Annotated in this window: 15 protein-coding genes; 9 read left to right on the top strand and 6 right to left on the bottom strand. The window is 47.9% G+C overall.

The features are described 5' to 3' along the window. Positions 1–177: 177 nt before the first annotated feature. Genes DT73_RS04690 through DT73_RS04675 form a run of 4 tightly spaced genes read left to right on the top strand, consistent with a single transcriptional unit; the run spans position 178 to position 3162 of the window. Positions 178–1029 carry a transporter substrate-binding domain-containing protein gene (locus DT73_RS04690; protein ID WP_036104655.1) on the top strand — a complete coding sequence of 284 codons (852 nt, stop codon included), beginning with the start codon at positions 178–180 and terminating at the stop codon, positions 1027–1029. Positions 1030–1082: 53 nt separating this feature from the next. Beyond that, entirely contained in the window at positions 1083–1724 is a 642-nt protein-coding gene (locus DT73_RS04685; RefSeq protein ID WP_036104652.1) for an amino acid ABC transporter permease, read from the top strand. 21 nt (positions 1725–1745) lie between these two features. Continuing rightward, positions 1746–2411, top strand: a complete 666-nt coding sequence (locus tag DT73_RS04680; RefSeq protein WP_036104651.1) for an amino acid ABC transporter permease — start codon at positions 1746–1748, stop codon at positions 2409–2411. Beyond that, positions 2404–3162 carry an amino acid ABC transporter ATP-binding protein gene (locus tag DT73_RS04675; RefSeq protein ID WP_036104648.1) on the top strand — a complete coding sequence of 253 codons (759 nt, stop codon included), beginning with the start codon at positions 2404–2406 and terminating at the stop codon, positions 3160–3162. Before DT73_RS04680 ends, DT73_RS04675 begins: the two co-directional genes overlap by 8 nt. Positions 3163–3264: 102 nt before the next feature. Here the strand turns inward: DT73_RS04675 and DT73_RS04670 are convergent, their stop codons facing one another. Then, positions 3265–4029 (bottom strand): SDR family NAD(P)-dependent oxidoreductase, encoded by a 765-nt coding sequence (locus tag DT73_RS04670; protein ID WP_036104645.1) that lies wholly within the window; start codon positions 4027–4029, stop codon positions 3265–3267. A 218-nt stretch (positions 4030–4247) separates the two neighbouring features. Here DT73_RS04670 and DT73_RS04665 point away from each other — a divergent pair, with 218 nt between their 5' ends. Next, positions 4248–5585: an aspartate aminotransferase family protein gene (locus DT73_RS04665; protein WP_036104642.1), complete on the top strand. Its 1338-nt coding sequence runs from the start codon at positions 4248–4250 to the stop codon at positions 5583–5585. Between the two features lie 46 nt (positions 5586–5631). On the opposite strand, the gene DT73_RS04660 is transcribed toward DT73_RS04665, so the two are convergent. Beyond that, positions 5632–6312 (bottom strand): PadR family transcriptional regulator, encoded by a 681-nt coding sequence (locus DT73_RS04660; RefSeq protein ID WP_036104636.1) that lies wholly within the window; start codon positions 6310–6312, stop codon positions 5632–5634. A gap of 312 nt (positions 6313–6624) precedes the next feature. Here DT73_RS04660 and DT73_RS04655 point away from each other — a divergent pair, with 312 nt between their 5' ends. Continuing rightward, entirely contained in the window at positions 6625–7404 is a 780-nt protein-coding gene (locus tag DT73_RS04655) for a siderophore-interacting protein (protein WP_036104631.1), read from the top strand. A gap of 20 nt (positions 7405–7424) precedes the next feature. Here the strand turns inward: DT73_RS04655 and yghX are convergent, their stop codons facing one another. The 3 genes from yghX to DT73_RS04640 all read right to left on the bottom strand — a co-directional run bounded on the left by yghX (position 7425) and on the right by DT73_RS04640 (position 10190). Then, the gene (gene yghX / locus DT73_RS04650) at positions 7425–8312 is read right to left on the bottom strand and encodes a YghX family hydrolase (RefSeq protein WP_036104629.1); all 888 of its coding nucleotides are present in this window, start codon (positions 8310–8312) and stop codon (positions 7425–7427) included. Between the two features lie 129 nt (positions 8313–8441). Continuing rightward, positions 8442–8873, bottom strand: a complete 432-nt coding sequence (locus tag DT73_RS04645; RefSeq protein WP_036104627.1) for a DoxX family protein — start codon at positions 8871–8873, stop codon at positions 8442–8444. 234 nt (positions 8874–9107) lie between these two features. Continuing rightward, positions 9108–10190: a malate/lactate/ureidoglycolate dehydrogenase gene (locus tag DT73_RS04640; protein ID WP_036104626.1), complete on the bottom strand. Its 1083-nt coding sequence runs from the start codon at positions 10188–10190 to the stop codon at positions 9108–9110. Between the two features lie 326 nt (positions 10191–10516). Here DT73_RS04640 and DT73_RS04635 point away from each other — a divergent pair, with 326 nt between their 5' ends. Further along, the gene (locus DT73_RS04635) at positions 10517–10771 is read left to right on the top strand and encodes a hypothetical protein (RefSeq protein ID WP_051691272.1); all 255 of its coding nucleotides are present in this window, start codon (positions 10517–10519) and stop codon (positions 10769–10771) included. A gap of 477 nt (positions 10772–11248) precedes the next feature. Next, positions 11249–12082 carry a myo-inositol utilization transcriptional regulator IolR gene (gene iolR, locus DT73_RS04630; RefSeq protein ID WP_036104622.1) on the top strand — a complete coding sequence of 278 codons (834 nt, stop codon included), beginning with the start codon at positions 11249–11251 and terminating at the stop codon, positions 12080–12082. Positions 12083–12318: 236 nt separating this feature from the next. Here the strand turns inward: iolR and iolT1 are convergent, their stop codons facing one another. After that, on the bottom strand, positions 12319–13755 hold the full coding sequence (gene iolT1 / locus DT73_RS04625; protein ID WP_036104619.1) for a myo-inositol import MFS transporter IolT1: 1437 nt from the start codon (positions 13753–13755) through the stop codon (positions 12319–12321). Between the two features lie 451 nt (positions 13756–14206). Between iolT1 and DT73_RS04620 the strand changes: the two genes are divergently transcribed. After that, on the top strand, positions 14207–15643 hold the full coding sequence (locus DT73_RS04620) for a sugar porter family MFS transporter (RefSeq protein ID WP_036104610.1): 1437 nt from the start codon (positions 14207–14209) through the stop codon (positions 15641–15643). The last annotated feature ends 199 nt before the right edge of the window (positions 15644–15842 follow it).

Below are 15842 nucleotides of genomic sequence, written 5' to 3'. Positions count from 1 at the left end.
CACATCGACATAGCGAAACTGTCACTGTTCAGGTGACAAACAACCTTTCTAGAGTAAAACGCAACCCGGTGTGAATATTCTTAACGGGATATTTCTTTTCCGGCACATATTTTGCTTCGTATTCGGGTAACGCTTTCCCGTAATGCATCTGGCTTCAGAAAATAAAAAGGTGGCGCTATGAAGAGTAAGTTGGGCATTTTGACTTTATCCGCAGTGCTGGCAATGGCTTTTAGCTGGCAGGTGGCTGCTCGTGATTTACCAGAAATTGAAAAGGCAGGCGCATTGAAAGTGGTTACGGAAGATGACTACGCGCCGTTTAACTTTATCAAAGATGGTAAAGCGGAAGGCTTTAACAAGGATATGCTGGATGAATTACGTAAATACGCCAAATTCCATGTAGACCAAAGTATTTTACCCTGGACTGGCTTATTGGCATCTGTTTCTACCGGGCAATATGACATGGCTCTGACCGGGGCGGTAGTTACCGATGAACGCCTGAATGTTTTTAATTTCACGCCACCATGGGCTTCTGCACAGCATTATTTTGTGAAACGCGCAGGGGATACTTCACTGAATACCATTAAAGATTTGTCTGGTAAAAAAGTGGGTGTTCAGGCTGGCAGTGCATTATTAGCACGCTTACCAGAACTGAAAGCCATGCTGGAAAAACAGGGTGGTGAACTGGGCCCGGTTGTTCAATATCAGTCCTATCCGGAAGCCTTTGCTGATTTGGCGAACAAACGTCTGGATTACGTGATTGACGTGGTTATTGCTGTGAATGATCTGGTGAAAACAAAACCGAAAGTTTTTGCCAAAGGTCTGGCAGTTTCTGGCCCGGGTTATATGGCCTGGCCAATTCCGAAAGACTCACCAGAGCTGATGAAATATATGACCAAATTCATGGATCACATGCGTGAAACCGGTCGTCTGGCTGAATTGCAGAAAAAATGGTTTGGTGAAACCTACCCGGATCTGCCAACTGTACCAATCACCAGTGCTGAACAGTTCCATAAATTAGCAGGTCTGTAATAAATGGGCGCAGCCTGATGGTCTGCGCCTTGTTTGGTATCAAGGAGCGTTAAATGGACGCGATATCTTGGCAGTTATTATTTGAAGGCGCCTGGGCGACGTTGTGGATTTCCGGCATCGCTATCCTGTTCGGGGTGTCTATTGGTCTGGTCATCGCGTTTATTCGAATGATGAAGATCCCCGTTGTGGACACCATTCTGGTGCTGTACATCAGCCTGGCACGTGCCACACCGTTGGTGACCTTAGTTTTGTTTTTGTTTCTTTCATTGCCAGTGGTTGGCATTAATCTGGATAAAAGCATTGCCGCCATTGTGGCTCTGACACTGAATACATCTGCATTCAATGCAGAGATTTGGCGTAATGCCTTCACCCATTTCCCCAAAGAGCAAAAAGAAGCCGCGGAAGCGGTAGGGATGCAACGCTGGACCTATTTCCGCTATATCATGCTGCCACAAATGTGGATTGAAAGCCTGCCTGCGCTGGTCAATGAAATGTCCTTTTTAATTAAGGGCAGTCCGGCGATTGCCGTTATCGGCGTGGTGGATTTAACCCGGGTAACAAACCGTATTTCTGCAGTAACTTATGAACCGTTATCACCTATTTTGGCGGCGGGTTTACTGTACGTGGTCATTATTGGCGTGCTGCTTAAATTACAAAATTTAGCAGAACGTAAAGCGAAACGCCTGGCGCGGTAAAGCAGAGTATTTGGAGACGCTATGAACCAATGGGCGATAGTCTGGTCAGCACGAGATTTGTTTCTGCAGGGGTTTATTTCAACTCTTGAATTGTTCGTTATTACTGCGATTGCGGGAATTATCATCGGTACTACAGTGTTGTACTTAACCGAGCTGCAATCAAAAGTGCTGAATAACATTATTCACTACTTTGTAAGCCTGATGCGGGCAGTACCCTTCCTGATTTTGGCTTATTTACTTTATTACGGATTACCTGAAGTTGGCATTAGTATGGATGCCTGGACAGCCGGGCTGGTCTCACTGATTATTTATCACAGTGCGTATTTTTATGAGATTTTGCGTAGCCAACGGCGTATTTTTTCGACTGGCTACATCGAAGCAGCGACTGCGCAAGGTTTTTCCCGTTATAAAACCTTCACCCGGATTATTACACCAAATATTTTTTCCGGCGCATTGCCACTGATGGGTAACCAGTTGATTATCTGCCTGAAAGATACTGCTTTCTTGTGCATTATTACTGTGCAGGAAATTACTGCTGCAGCAAACAGTGTCCAGGCGACTTATTTCATTCCATTTAATGCATTTATTGTTGCCATTGGCCTGTATTGGGGTGTCAGTGTGCTGCTTGAGTTGTTGATTAAACGCCTGAATAGCTATGGCGCGAAACGAGGAATTACCCATGCCTGAGAATGCGGCGGTCAGTATTAAAAATGTCTCGAAGCAATTCGATAATGTGGAAGTGTTACGTGATATCAACCTGGATGTGCAAAAAGGGGAAGTGGTTAGTATCCTGGGTTCATCGGGTTCTGGTAAATCCACGCTGCTGCGTTGCATGAACTGGCTGGAGCAGCCTGATCGTGGTGAAATTCGTATTTCTGGTAGCCGTATCGGGGTGGATGACAGTGGCAAACATATGTCTCACCGTGAGCTGTCGAAAGTACGTGAGCGTGTAGGCATGGTATTCCAGAGCTTTAATTTGTGGCCGCACCTGACCGTGCTGCAAAACGTGACAGAGGCATTGCTGCACGTTAAAGGCCTCAAACGTGCCGAAGCCAACGAAATTGCCCATAAACAACTGGAAAAAGTGGGCATGAACCACAAGGCTGACAGCTACCCCATTACGCTCTCTGGTGGGCAGAAACAGCGTGTGGCCATTGCCCGCTCGCTAGCCATGTCGCCGGAAGTGATTCTGTTTGATGAACCAACGTCAGCGCTTGATCCAGAACTGGTTGGCGAAGTTCTGGCGGTTATGAAATCCCTGGCAGCGGAAGGCTACACCATGGTTGTTGTCACCCACGAAATGGATTTTGCCCGCCAGGTATCAGACCAGGTGGTATTTTTGGAAAAAGGGGTGTTGATTGAGAAAGCCGCCCCTGAAAAATTCTTCACCAACCCAGATTCTGAACGTGTGCAACGCTTTTTGGCGACCACGCGCTGAGATGTGTGTTATTCCCATGTAGCCAGCAATAATAATGCCCGCAGTTGTGCGGGCATTATTTTTTTGTCAGCCGTAAACCACCTCGTAAGGAGGTGGTGATTGTTAATCCCGGTCGATAGCAAACGGGTTCCATGCCTGGCGAACCGGCATCACCTCAATACGGTTGATATTCATGTGATCCGGCAGTGTAGCGATGTAATACATCTGCTCTGCAATATCCTGCGCACTGAGCGGAGTGGTACCACGGTAGAGGTTATCTGATGCCGCCTGGTCCCCTTTAGTACGCACCAGGGTAAATTCTGTTTCCGCAATGCCTGGTGCGAGGTCGGTTACACGCACTCCGGTTCCCAGTAAATCGCAACGCAGGTTATAGCTGAACTGTTTTACAAACGCTTTGGTTGCGCCATACACATGGCTACCCGGGTACGGCCACTGGCCTGCAATAGAGCCAATGTTAATAATACTGGCACCAGCACCGTGTTTAATCAGCGTTGGCAGCAATGCATGGGTGACGCTCACCAGTCCTTTCACATTGGTATCAATCATGGTTTGCCAGTCTTCCAGATCCACTTTCTGAGACGGCATGGGTGAGAGCGCCAGCCCGGCGTTATTAATGAGTGCTTTCACATCGGTAAATTCTTCAGGCAGGCTGGCTACTGCACTTTTCACTGCGTCTGAGTCACGCACATCGAGCTCAATAATATGTACAGGTACTTTTCCCGCAAGGGCATCTTTTAATGCTTCGAGCCGGGATAAGCGGCGTCCGCTGAGCACCAGTGACCAGCCATGTTCTGCAAAATAATGGGCAGCTGCTTCACCAAAACCTGATGTTGCTCCAGTAATAAAGGCAACCTGCTTTTCGGACATTTTCCACTCCTTTAAAGAAGACTGAATAACGCAAGGGTCAGTCCGCACTATAAGAAGCGGTGAAGGCATGAGACAGAGCCAGATGGCTGACTGGCTTGTGACACCTCTTGTCACAGTAAAAATCTGCTTCTGGCTCTACCTGGTCTGGTTGCTACGGGGTCAGGATGAATTCAAGGGTTTTGACCGAAATGTTGAGCGTAAGATTCAGGAGGGCAGGTATGAAACTGGCATTACAGGGCGAGAATTTTCTAACAAATAACGATGTGCGTCAGCTGGACCGTTCTTATGTATTTCACTCATGGTCTGCGCAGGGCAACCTGAACCCATTAGTTATTGCTGGCGCAAAAGGCTGCCAGTTATGGGATTACGACGGTAAAAATTACCTCGATTTCAGCAGCCAGTTAGTTAACGTCAATATTGGTTATCAGCACCCTAAAGTGCTGGCAGCCATGAAAGCACAGCTTGAAGAGCTGGTGACGATTGCCCCGGCAACAGCTAACCTGGCGCGTGGTGAAGCCGCAAAACGCATTGTGGAACTGGCACCCGCGGGTTTCCATAAAGTCTTCTTTACTAACGCCGGTGCCGATGCCAACGAAAACGCGATTCGTATGGCGCGTTTATACACCGGGCGCGATAAAGTGCTGTCAGCCTACCGCTCTTATCACGGTAATACCGGTAGTGCGATTGCTGCGACCGGTGACTGGCGCCGTGTACCAAACGAGTATTCTCGCGGCCATGTGCATTTCTTCAACCCGTATCTGTACCGCTCTGAGTTCAATGCCACCAACGAGCAAGAAGAGTGCGCGCGTGCGTTACAGCATTTGCGCCGTATTATTGAATGCGAAGGCCCGGCTTCTATTGCCGCTATTTTACTGGAAAGTATTCCTGGTACCGCAGGCATTCTGGTACCGCCAGCAGGGTATATGAAAGGTGTGCGTGCTTTGGCCGACGAATTTGGCATTGTCCTGATTCTGGACGAAGTGATGGCCGGTTTTGGCCGCACCGGCCGCTGGTTTGCGTTTGAACATGATGACGTGGTGCCTGACCTTATCACCTTCGCAAAAGGGGTGAACGCAGGTTATGTACCGGCAGGTGGTGTACTGATTTCTGAAGCCATTTCCCATTACTTTGATGACCACTTTTTTGCCGGCGGCCTGACTTATTCCGGGCACCCGCTGGCGATGGCGGCGATTGTCGCCACGCTGGACGCAATGAAAGAAGAAAACGTTGTGGAAAATGCCGCACAGGTGGGTGATGGCGTATTACGTGCCGGCCTGAATGCGCTTTCAGAAAAATATGCGCTGGTGGGTGAAGTGCGTGGGGTTGGCGTATTCCAGGCTCTGGAACTGGTGACCAACCCTGAAACCAAAACACCCGTCGCTGCAGCCGATATGGCGGCTATCAAGCTGGCGTTGACCGAAGCCGGGTTACTGAGCTTTGTGGTGGAAAACCGCATTCATGTGGTTCCCCCCTGCACAGTTACTGCCGACGAAGTGAAACAAGGCCTTGCAATCATTGACCAGGTACTGGGCCAGTTCAGCGGCCTGGTCCGTTAACCACTCCCCAGGTAAGCGGCCAGCCTGCGGGCTGGTTGCTTGCTTTTTAATCCAGCTGTGAAATATCCAGTGCGGCTTTATCAATGATACCGATAATTTGTTTGAGCGTGGCAGGCTCGGCACCTTGCTGATTCACTTTCAAATCCAGCACTGCTTTGATGTTGTCCAGCGCCCGTTTCATCTCCGGGTTTGCCCGCAGTTTACGGCCTACTGCTTTAGCTGCAATGCGTTCTTTAATTTGGGTTCGTTCCTCGTTGTGTGCTGCTAACCATTGCTGCCCCAGTTCAGTAATGGTGATTTTTTTGCGCCCGTTTTCTTCATCTTCCAGGTGAATCAGTTTGTTGGACTCAAGAAAATCCAGCGTGGGGTAGATGACGCCCGCACTCGGAACATAATGGCCTTCCGTCATGTTTTCGATGGACTTGATGAGCTCATAACCGTGGCTGGCATCCTGGGACAGAATATCGAGCACTACGATCCGTAGTTCGCCATGACCAAAGAAACGTTTACGGCGATGTCCACCACGTTCATTCGTGTCGCACTCACCACGCTCACCACGGCCACCACGGCTCCGTTCTCCGTGCCCACGTACTGTGCGGCCACGCATTTCACGGTTTTGTTCCTCACCTTCCATACGGCTGTGGCGGCCTCTGCCATGGCGGCGCCCTTCGCCTTCTTCTCCGCGCCCGTCATCGTGGCGCATCTGTAAACGGAAAAAATCTCTCATAGGGTATAACCTCATTGTTGTGTGTAATTTGCGCACCTGTTATTGCATTCAATTTCTTAATGACAGGTGCTGTATAGATATATCTAAACTATATCTGATTTCGTTTTTTGGCAAATTTTAGATCTGATGTTTTTTCTTTTTTGTTTTAATTTATTGATTTTTAACAAATTAAATTTTATGCGTGATTTGGGTTGATAACGCTAACTGATATATCAAATTTTTACTTGCATAAATCACAGATAACAATCATTATCATTAATCGTGATTAGATATATCTAAAATTAAACTACAGCAGACTATACTGGAGCCCCTATGACACAACCTCGCTCTGCAACAACACACTATCCTCGCCGTGCCCGTAATGCATTACGCTTTCGAAAACTGACAGTGATGCGCACTGAACAGGTTGCTGGCCACTTTCAGCGTATTGTGGCCGGTGGCGCTGAATTGGAAGGTTTTGAATCAAAAGGTTTTGACGACCATATCAAACTCTTTTTCCCTGAGCCTGATAGTGGTTTTGTACCGCCTGTTGCAGGTGAAGATGGCATTGTCTGGCAGAATGACGTTCGCCCTCCTGCACGTGATTACACGCCAATTTATGACCCGTCCACGCAAGAACTGACAGTGGATTTTTATATCCATGATGGCGGTGTGGCAAGTGACTGGGCTGTGCAGGCCAAACCTGGCGATACGCTGTATATGGGCGGGCCACGGGGTTCACTGATTGTTCCCACTGAGTATCACTGGCAACTCTATGTTTGTGATGAGTCTGGCATGCCTGCATTACGCCGCCGCCTGGCCGAACTTAACGCCCGCCAGTTTCAGGGGCAGGTTACAGCGCTGGTTTCTGTGCACAGCCAGCAAGCTTGTGAATATTTAACCACTGAACCGGGTGTGAATATCGAATGGTTTGTTGGCGAAAGCCCTGAAACTGTGGCGCGCCATGCACTGGCTCTGACCATTCCTGAAGAGGATTATTTCATTTGGGTGACGGGTGAAGGTAAGGTTGCCAAGCAACTCGGCGATCAGTTGAGTGAAGGGCGGGACGGGCAACTGGTTCGCACGGTTGCTTACTGGCACGATAAAGTATAAAGCCCCGCCCGTATGTGGCGTTAACTCAGGTAGCGTTCAAACCAGGCTAATGTGCGCTGCCAGGCAAGGTCTGCGGCTACCTGGTCATAACGGGGTGTGGAATCATTGTGAAAACCATGGTTCACATCCGGGTACACCCAGGCTTCATAGATTTTGTTGTTAGCTTTCAGGGCCGCTTCATAAGCGGGCCAGCCTTCATTTATGCGCGTATCCCGCCCGGCGTAATGTAACAACAGTGGAGCCCGGATGCCGGGTACGCTCTCTGCCGGCGGCTGCTTGCCATAAAAAGGCACAGCTGCAGCCAGTTCGGGGAAGGCAACAGCCGCAGCATTAGCAACCCCTCCACCATAACAAAACCCCGTTATGCCCACTTTTCCGGTACTTTGTGGGTGTGACAGCATAAAACTCACGGCAGCAAAAAAATCGTTCATTAGCTTTGTTGGGTCTACCTGTGTCTGTAATTCGCGCCCTTTATCGTCATTGCCCGGGTAGCCGCCCACAGAACTCAGGCCATCAGGTGCCAGTGCCAGGTAACCGGCTTTTGCCACTCGCCGTGCCACATCTTCTATATACGGATTTAACCCACGGTTTTCATGCACGACAACGACGGCCGGGCGTTTGCCATCCATTTTCGCCGGGCGAACGAAATAGGCGCGAACGTCTCCATGGCCTTGTGGCGAAGGGTAGTGTATGTATTCAGGCAGAATATCCGGGTCTGTAAATTCGACTTGAGTTGCCAGTGCATAGTTGGGGCTCAGTGCATTAAGCAGGCTGAGCGCTGTCGCCCCACCTACTGCGTATCGTGCTGCTTTAGCGAGAAACTCTCGCTTGGTGATACGCCCATGGGCATAGTAATCGTAGTAATCCAGTAATTCCTGAGGAAAATCTTTAGCGCTGAGACGGGGCATAAGCTGGCTCCTGGTTAACCTGTAAGGAAAGGACACAATAAAGGTTAATACAGTATTGCCGTTTTTTGCGGTTGTGCAGCGTGTGTGGGAAATATCCGGCAGATTTGGCTCTGCCGGACTGAAATATACTTAGCTGAGTTTACCTTTAAACAGTGAGTATTTGCCTGCACCCAGCAACATAATGAAAATGCCGCCGAAGAAATACAGCGCTTCTGTTTCCAGTGCCCATGCGCCAACCTGGGTGCGCACAAAGAAATTTCCCATCCCAACCAGCAGCACCGCGACAACCAGGTTAAACGCATAAACCAGGCCAGCAACGCGGGTAAGCAGGCCAACAATAATCAGCACTGGCGCAATGACCTCACCAATATAAGCACCATAGGCGACAAAACCGGGTACACCATGGGCTGCGAGCATGGGTTTTATCCACTCAACACCATTATGTATTTTTGCAGCACCGTGAAATAACATCAGGATGCCAAATACAAGGCGCAGCAACAGGCGGGCGAAGTCCGGGTGATCTACCGCGCTGGAAAAACGAGAATAAAGGCTGGTTAACATAATATATCCCTGAATATGTACTAAGAGTAATTGTCACCCGCGCAGCATAACCGCCTATTTACTGGAGAGAAATCTAAAAAATTGCAACAAGGGTTCAAAAAATTTGAATGATGATTTTTGGTGAAAACTATATTTATCAGTTGGTTATATGTGTTTTTTTGTCGGTTAGTGCGTTTTATACCGTGACGCTCCGGTGATGACCAGGGGATGACTCACCCTGGTCTGTAGTGTTACTCAATGAACGAGCTGGCGAAACTGCTCCAGTTCTTCTTGTGGCATACCTGCTTCCAGTGCGGCTTCACAAATAGCCTGCCAACTGCCGTTATCCAGAGGGATCCCTTCTGCTCTGCGTATTGTACGGTTGGTTGCTTCCCATTCACCGGGAATCAGAATGGGTTCATCTGTTGCCTGCGGTGAGGCCTTCACCCAATTGATAAACGCATCCGCTTCTTCTTCCATTTCGGGCGCACCAAACATTTCCGGGTTTAGGATAATGGTTGTCATACCATTAAAAATTGCGTCAACGCTGTCGTGCAGTGTTTCTTTATGGGTTGTTTTCCCGCCAGATAAAGCGCCGCCCATAATTTCACACATGGTTGCCAGCGCATACCCTTTGTGTTGTGCGAAGGTGAGCAGCGCACCTAAAGGCGGTGTCTGCATCACTGCCGGGTCGGTGGTGGGAACGCCTTGTGAATCAATCAGGCAGCCTTCCGGTACGTGCTGGCCTTTATGCCAGGCAACCCGGGTTTTACCGAACGCAATGGCGCTGGTGGCGAAATCCAGCAAGAGCGGGTCTTTATCTTTGCGTGGGAATACCACGCAGAAAGGGTTGGTGCCAAAACGGCTGTCGGTGCCGCGGAAAGGGGCGACCATTGGGTCGCCCGGGACATTCACAAAATGGATAGAGATAAACCCGGCAGCGGCGCACTGTTCAGCCCAGTAGCCAATACGGCCAATGTGGTGTGCGTTATGTAATGCCACGGCGGCAATACCAAACTGGCGCGCCTTTTCAATCCCCATATTGATAGCTTCCAGTGCCGCGACCTGACCAAAGGCGGCATTGCCATCAACCGTGACGATGGCACCGGCATCACGCACGATTTTTGCGTGCTGGTTCAGTTGTAAATATCCCAGTTTCAGGGAGTTGATATAGCTTGGGATCATGCCGACACCGTGGGAGTCGTGCCCGGATAAGTTCGCCGCGACCAGGTGGTCAGCCACCCGGCTGGCTTCTTCGGCTTCACTTCCCGCATGGCGAAAGAGCGCTTCAATAAACTGATGAAGGTGTTGCGCTTGTATACGTATTCCTGTTTTCACGTTGTGTTCATCCTCTTGCGTGCCCCCTTGTCGTTCACGTTACGCGCACAAGGCTCCACTGTTCGCAGAAGGTGGATGAAAGGCGTAGCCTGGGGAACGGCAACGTGAAATCGATGGGGTTATTGGTCTTTTTTTATCTGTCCGGGTTTTATACTGCGCCAATGGTGGGCTGAGCTCAAGGCGTGAATCGATGATGAGAAGACTTTAAAATGTTTGTGGTTTTTTTGACATAATTTGACACATTTATCCTGATTTGTGCCGCAAATTACTCACAATTTTTGGTGGGTATGGGGCCAGAATACGCAAAAAACTTCTGGGACAATAATATGCGCAAATTTGCGATAGCGTTACTGGCCGCGGCCAGTGCCATGTTTACTTTTGCCAGTGTTCAGGCTGCTGAAACGGCATCCACCACTCACCAGGTAGATTGCAAAAAGCCACCTGAACCACCAAAAGGCAGTGACGGTAAACCACTTCCTCCGCCTGAGGGTAAACAACCACCCATGGGCAAAGATGATAAGCCACTGCCACCACCAGACGGATGCAAGCCGCCGAAAGAGGGTGTGGCGCCTGGGAAGTAAATCAGTATACGCTTTGCAACGGTAAGCTGATTACCGTTGCCTGTTTTACATGTAATGCTCCCGGTTGTACATGAACACCATGCTTCCTCTAACAAATGTAGCCCGGGCACAGTTTCGTTATTCCTTACTTCTTATTCCTTTCTCAGTTTTTATTTCACCATTCTTCACACTGGTTTTTCGAAAAATATAGCCTCCTTTCCGTGGTTGCCATGCCTCCATGTGTTGATTTTTTATGTGCTTTTCTGGAAATTTCACATCCCCGCCAGATTGATGCTACTTTTTCAACTTCGGTTAACGCGGGATTTTAGCGCGAGTTTCTGGGCTCTGGCTTGTGATGGGGGGCGTTGCGTTTAATTATGCTGATGGATTTTCGTACCGGGATCAGTATCAAGTTTTACAAACGGTTGAATGAATATTCTATGTCAATATGCTAACTTAATCATTAACGAAATTTTCGTTCTACTTTGAGTTTCAAAAATGTCAAAACATCAAACACAGCTTTCCTTACTTCAGGATGAAATACGCAGTCGCTATGATTCATTAAGTAAACGGCTTAAGCAAGTTGCGCAGTATATGCTTGATAATAGCAATAGCGTTGCGTTTGACACTGTGGCTTCTATTGCCAAACACGCCGATGTTCCACCCTCTACATTGATCCGCTTTGCCAATGCATTCGGTTTTAGTGGTTTTAATGAAATGAAACAGGTGTTTCGCCAGCATCTTATGGAGGAAACAGTGAGCTACACCGAGCGGGCTCGTCTGTTTCGCCAAAAAAATGCGGATGAAAACGCGCCTTCACCTGAAAAACCAGGTGAGGTCCTGAAACTATTTACTATGGTAAATGCACAAGTCCTTCAGCAATTGCCTGTGCAAATCAAAAATGAACAATTGGAAACCGCTATCGCTATGCTGGCAAAAGCGGAGAACATTTATATTATTGGCCTGAGGCGTTCATTCAGTGTTGCCAGTTATCTAACCTATGCATTGCGTCACCTCGAACGCCGGGCATTTCTTATTGACGGTTTGGGGGGAATGTTTTCTGAACAATTAAGTTTGATAAGCCCGAATGACGTAGTGATTGCTATCAGTTATTCGCCCTATGCACAGGAAGTTGTAGAATTGGTGGAGCTGGGGGCCAGGCGTGGTGCCCATCATATTGCGATTACTGATAGCCAGGTAAGCCCTCTGGCTGCGTTCAGTGATGTCTGCTTTGTTGTGCGCGAGGCGCAGGTTGATGGTTTTCGTTCTCAGGTTGCATCAATGTGTCTGGCACAAACGTTGGCTGTGTCCCTGGCTTTATCTTCTGACTGAAGCCTGCTGGCATCTCCATGGTTTTATGGCAGACAAAAAAGGAAAACAATGGTTTTCCTTTTTTTATAGCTTGTTCAGGCGCGTATGTTTTCCCGTCCGGTTCTGAGCTTTATTCAGAAGGGAAAACACAGTCGGCAGAGAAAAATAAATAAAGGGAAAAATGGAGTATCGTTATTTTCCCTTTATTGGCAAGCAGATGTGCAAGATGGCCAGATGTTACTGACCACCAGTGTTGCTTATTTCGAGTAGCTTTCAGCCTGAATACTGGCGTCTTTCCCACCTCGTTTCGCCAGAACCACTGCTTCCATTTTTTCCAGTGAAACACCTTTGGTTTCTGGCAAATAGCGGCAGATAAAGAAGTAGCTTAAGAGGCAGCATCCGGCGAATATCCACATGGGGAATGCACCGTGGAAATGTGACAGCAGGTAGGGGTTTTCATTAATCATTGGGAATGACTGTGACACGGCAAAGTTCGCCATCCACATAAAGGCAACCGAAATACTCATCCCCTGTGAACGCATGTGGTTAGGGAAGATTTCGGAAATCAATACCCAGGCGCCAACCCCCCAGGAAAGTGCATAGAAAATCATGAAGAACAACATGCCGAACAGGGTGTAATACCCGGTTGCATGGGTATAGAGCGCCCATGAGGTAAACAACAGCCCTAAGATACTGCCGATAGTGCCTTTGCGCATTAATGAAACGCGGCCCATTTTATCCATTATCATGGCCCCAATAATGGACCCAATCAATTGAATAACCCCGATCCAGATGGTCTGGAACAAGGCTTCTTGCGCACTGCCGGTGACATCCTTCAGTACAATAGGGGCGTAATACATCATGACATTCACCCCGGTCACTTGTTGCAGCATGGCTATCATGCAACCAATGAACAGAATGAAACGGACCTTACCATCCCGGTAATTAATTTTTTGTTTTTTATTCAGTAAGTCGCTTTGTAGAGAAAGTTTAATATCTGCCAGCAGGTGTTTGGCATGTTCTGCATTGGAAATCCGGGTCAGAATGTCCAGCGTTTCTTCTTCCCGACCAACCATCATGGTCCAGCGTGGGGATTCTGGAATCACAAAAACCAGAATACAGAACAGGATGCAAGGCAGTACCCCTGCGGCAAACATGTAGCGCCAGCCCAGATCGATAAGCCAGGACTCAGTGGCAATCGACGCAATTTTATAGTTCACGTAAAAAATCAGTATTTGCCCAAACACAATGGCAAATTGCTGCATACTGAGTGCCCGGCCACGCATGTGTTTAGGCGACACTTCAGACATATACATGGGGGAAACCGTCGCTGCGAGGCCAACGGCAAGACCGCCAATGATGCGGAAAATAACGAAATGCGTGAAGGTATATGAAAGCGATGTTCCAATTGCGGAAATCGTGAACAAAAGCGCTGCGAGCATCAAGGATTTTTTCCGCCCAAAGCGTTTAGATAAGTAACCAGCAAAAAACGATCCTGCCACGCAACCTACGATAACACAGGAAACTGCCCAGCCTGTTTCTGCCGGGGATAAGTGGAAGTAAGAGGTCAGGGAGCCGATGGCACCTGAAATTACGGCTGTGTCATAGCCGAAGAGTATGCCTCCCAGCGCTGCAATTGCACAGATGCGTAATATGTAGCTGGTGTTATAACGACCATCTGATGATGAGGACATAGGTAGTTTTTCTCCAGAATAAGCTTCATTTCTTTGCCATCTCAATGCAAATAAATGACTTCATCTCGGGCCGGTAACTGGCCTGGCCAGACCGGCGTTTATAGTGAGAATTCTCATTTCGTAAACTAATTTTTAATTTCATTATTATCAATAATGGAATTTATGTTTTGATAAACTTGTCACATTTAAGATTGTGTTTTCCTGGGGAAACGCGCGTTTTTTCTGTTGTTTTTTAATGCTATTTGTTTTTATTTTATTGATTTTATTCATTTAAATTTATTTTTCTGCGTTTTTTAGTAATCCTGCTTTTTACTGCACTTTTTTGTCTCTGCCTTCATTTTCGCATTTTCGTGATCTCTTGCATGGAATCTTTTTTCCAAAATGATAGAAAATAAAAAAACATTTTTAGTTATGTGTGATGCGAATTATCTATACGGGCAAGGGAGGGGGTATGTCTCAGAAAAGTAAGTACAATTCGGCTTATGTTTATGCGCTCTGCTGTATTGCGGCGCTGGCCGGGCTGATGTTTGGGTATTCAACGGCGGTGATTACAGGGGTTGTGCTGCCTTTACAAAAGTTCTACCAGTTATCACCGACAGAAACAGGCTGGGCGGTGTCCAGCATTGTTATCGGGTGTATTGTCGGTGCGTTGTGCGGCGGAAAAATTGCCGACAAACTAGGGCGCAAAGTTGCACTATTGATCATCGCAGTGATCTTTATCGTGTCTTCTCTGGGGGCTGCGCTTAGTGAATCCTTTGTTATCTTTTCTGTTTCAAGGATTATTTGCGGGTTCGCAGTCGGCATGGCGGGGACAGCGTCCACGATGTATATGTCTGAACTGGCTCCGGCAGAAATCCGGGGGAAAGCGCTGGGGATTTATAACATCACCGTCGTGTTTGGCCAGGTGGTAGTGTTTATCGTTAACTATATGATAGCGAAAGGCATGTCTGCCGATATGCTGGTGGCCCATGGCTGGAAAACCATGCTGTTTGCACAGGTTGTGCCATCAATCGCGATGCTGGTGATTACGTTGTTCTTGCCGGAGTCCCCGGCCTGGTGTGCGCGTAATAATAAAGGGGAATCCAGGGCATTGAAAGTGCTGGAAAAAGTGTACAGTGGTTTCAGTACGCAGGAAGTTCGTAATGTGTTTGACAGTATGAAAGCGGATACCTCGCCGGTACAGGCTGCGGAGGGTAACCGTTCGGAAAACCTGAAAAACTCGCCGGTTCTGAAATATATCCTGGTGGTGGGGTGCTGCATTGCTATTTTGCAGCAGTTTACCGGGGTGAATGTGATGAATTATTACGCCCCATTGGTGTTGCAAAACTCCAGTACGGAAGTGGTGATGTTCCAAACCATTTTTATTGCGGTATGTAATATGGTGGGGAGCTTTATTGGGATGATCTTATTTGACCGTTATGGCCGTATTCCGATTATGAAAATTGGGACTATTGGCTCGATTATCGGTCTGTTAATTGCCTCCTGGGGACTGTATACGCACGATACCGGGTACATTACTATTTTCGGTATTCTGTTCTTCATGCTGTTGTTCGCGATTAGCTGGAGTGTCGGTGCCTGGGTACTTATTTCTGAAGTTTTCCCGGAAAAAATCAAAGGCTTTGGGATGGGGTTGGCGGTGAGCTTAATGTGGATTGCCAACTTTATGATTTCACTGGTATTCCCGATTATAAATGACAACGTTTATCTGCAGGAAAAATTTGGCGGCGCGTTTTCAATGTGGATTTTTGTTGTGTTTAATATCGTATGTTATCTCTTTATTTCCCGGTTTGTGCCAGAAACGAAAGGGGTGCCATTAAATGAGATTGAAGCGGTTTCTGCGCGTAAACTTCAGTCGTTAAAACATAAAGACACCCATCTGGCGGTATGAGTGAGCAATAAATATAAATACCGCGTGTATGTGGCAAGGGGCGAGTTGTAAGGGGTGACCACCCTTTTAGTACAAGCCAGCACCTGGCTATCTCGTCTGTGCTGGCACTGGCCATTAGCGATATTTCTGGTTAACACAGCGCTACCCGTAAAGGGGCGCTGTGTGATTATCTCTGTGTAGCTTTCTCGTTGTTGTCTGC

Origin of the sequence: Mangrovibacter sp. MFB070 (genome assembly GCF_000705335.1) — a bacterium.
Taxonomy (GTDB): domain Bacteria; phylum Pseudomonadota; class Gammaproteobacteria; order Enterobacterales; family Enterobacteriaceae; genus Mangrovibacter; species Mangrovibacter plantisponsor.
Note: the sequence above shows the minus strand (reverse complement) of the source record. Positions and strands in the feature narration are given on the sequence as shown.

Coding starts and splice junctions, on each gene's coding strand:
- DT73_RS04685 (WP_036104652.1), top strand. CDS start 1,083: ATGGACGCGATATCTTGGCAGTTATTATTTGAAGGCGCCTGGGCGACG.
- DT73_RS04620 (WP_036104610.1), top strand. CDS start 14,207: ATGTCTCAGAAAAGTAAGTACAATTCGGCTTATGTTTATGCGCTCTGC.
- DT73_RS04635 (WP_051691272.1), top strand. CDS start 10,517: ATGCGCAAATTTGCGATAGCGTTACTGGCCGCGGCCAGTGCCATGTTT.
- DT73_RS04660 (WP_036104636.1), bottom strand. CDS start 6,312: ATGAGAGATTTTTTCCGTTTACAGATGCGCCACGATGACGGGCGCGGA.
- DT73_RS04665 (WP_036104642.1), top strand. CDS start 4,248: ATGAAACTGGCATTACAGGGCGAGAATTTTCTAACAAATAACGATGTG.
- DT73_RS04680 (WP_036104651.1), top strand. CDS start 1,746: ATGAACCAATGGGCGATAGTCTGGTCAGCACGAGATTTGTTTCTGCAG.
- DT73_RS04655 (WP_036104631.1), top strand. CDS start 6,625: ATGACACAACCTCGCTCTGCAACAACACACTATCCTCGCCGTGCCCGT.
- yghX (WP_036104629.1), bottom strand. CDS start 8,312: ATGCCCCGTCTCAGCGCTAAAGATTTTCCTCAGGAATTACTGGATTAC.
- DT73_RS04690 (WP_036104655.1), top strand. CDS start 178: ATGAAGAGTAAGTTGGGCATTTTGACTTTATCCGCAGTGCTGGCAATG.
- DT73_RS04675 (WP_036104648.1), top strand. CDS start 2,404: ATGCCTGAGAATGCGGCGGTCAGTATTAAAAATGTCTCGAAGCAATTC.
- iolT1 (WP_036104619.1), bottom strand. CDS start 13,755: ATGTCCTCATCATCAGATGGTCGTTATAACACCAGCTACATATTACGC.
- iolR (WP_036104622.1), top strand. CDS start 11,249: ATGTCAAAACATCAAACACAGCTTTCCTTACTTCAGGATGAAATACGC.
- DT73_RS04670 (WP_036104645.1), bottom strand. CDS start 4,029: ATGTCCGAAAAGCAGGTTGCCTTTATTACTGGAGCAACATCAGGTTTT.
- DT73_RS04645 (WP_036104627.1), bottom strand. CDS start 8,873: ATGTTAACCAGCCTTTATTCTCGTTTTTCCAGCGCGGTAGATCACCCG.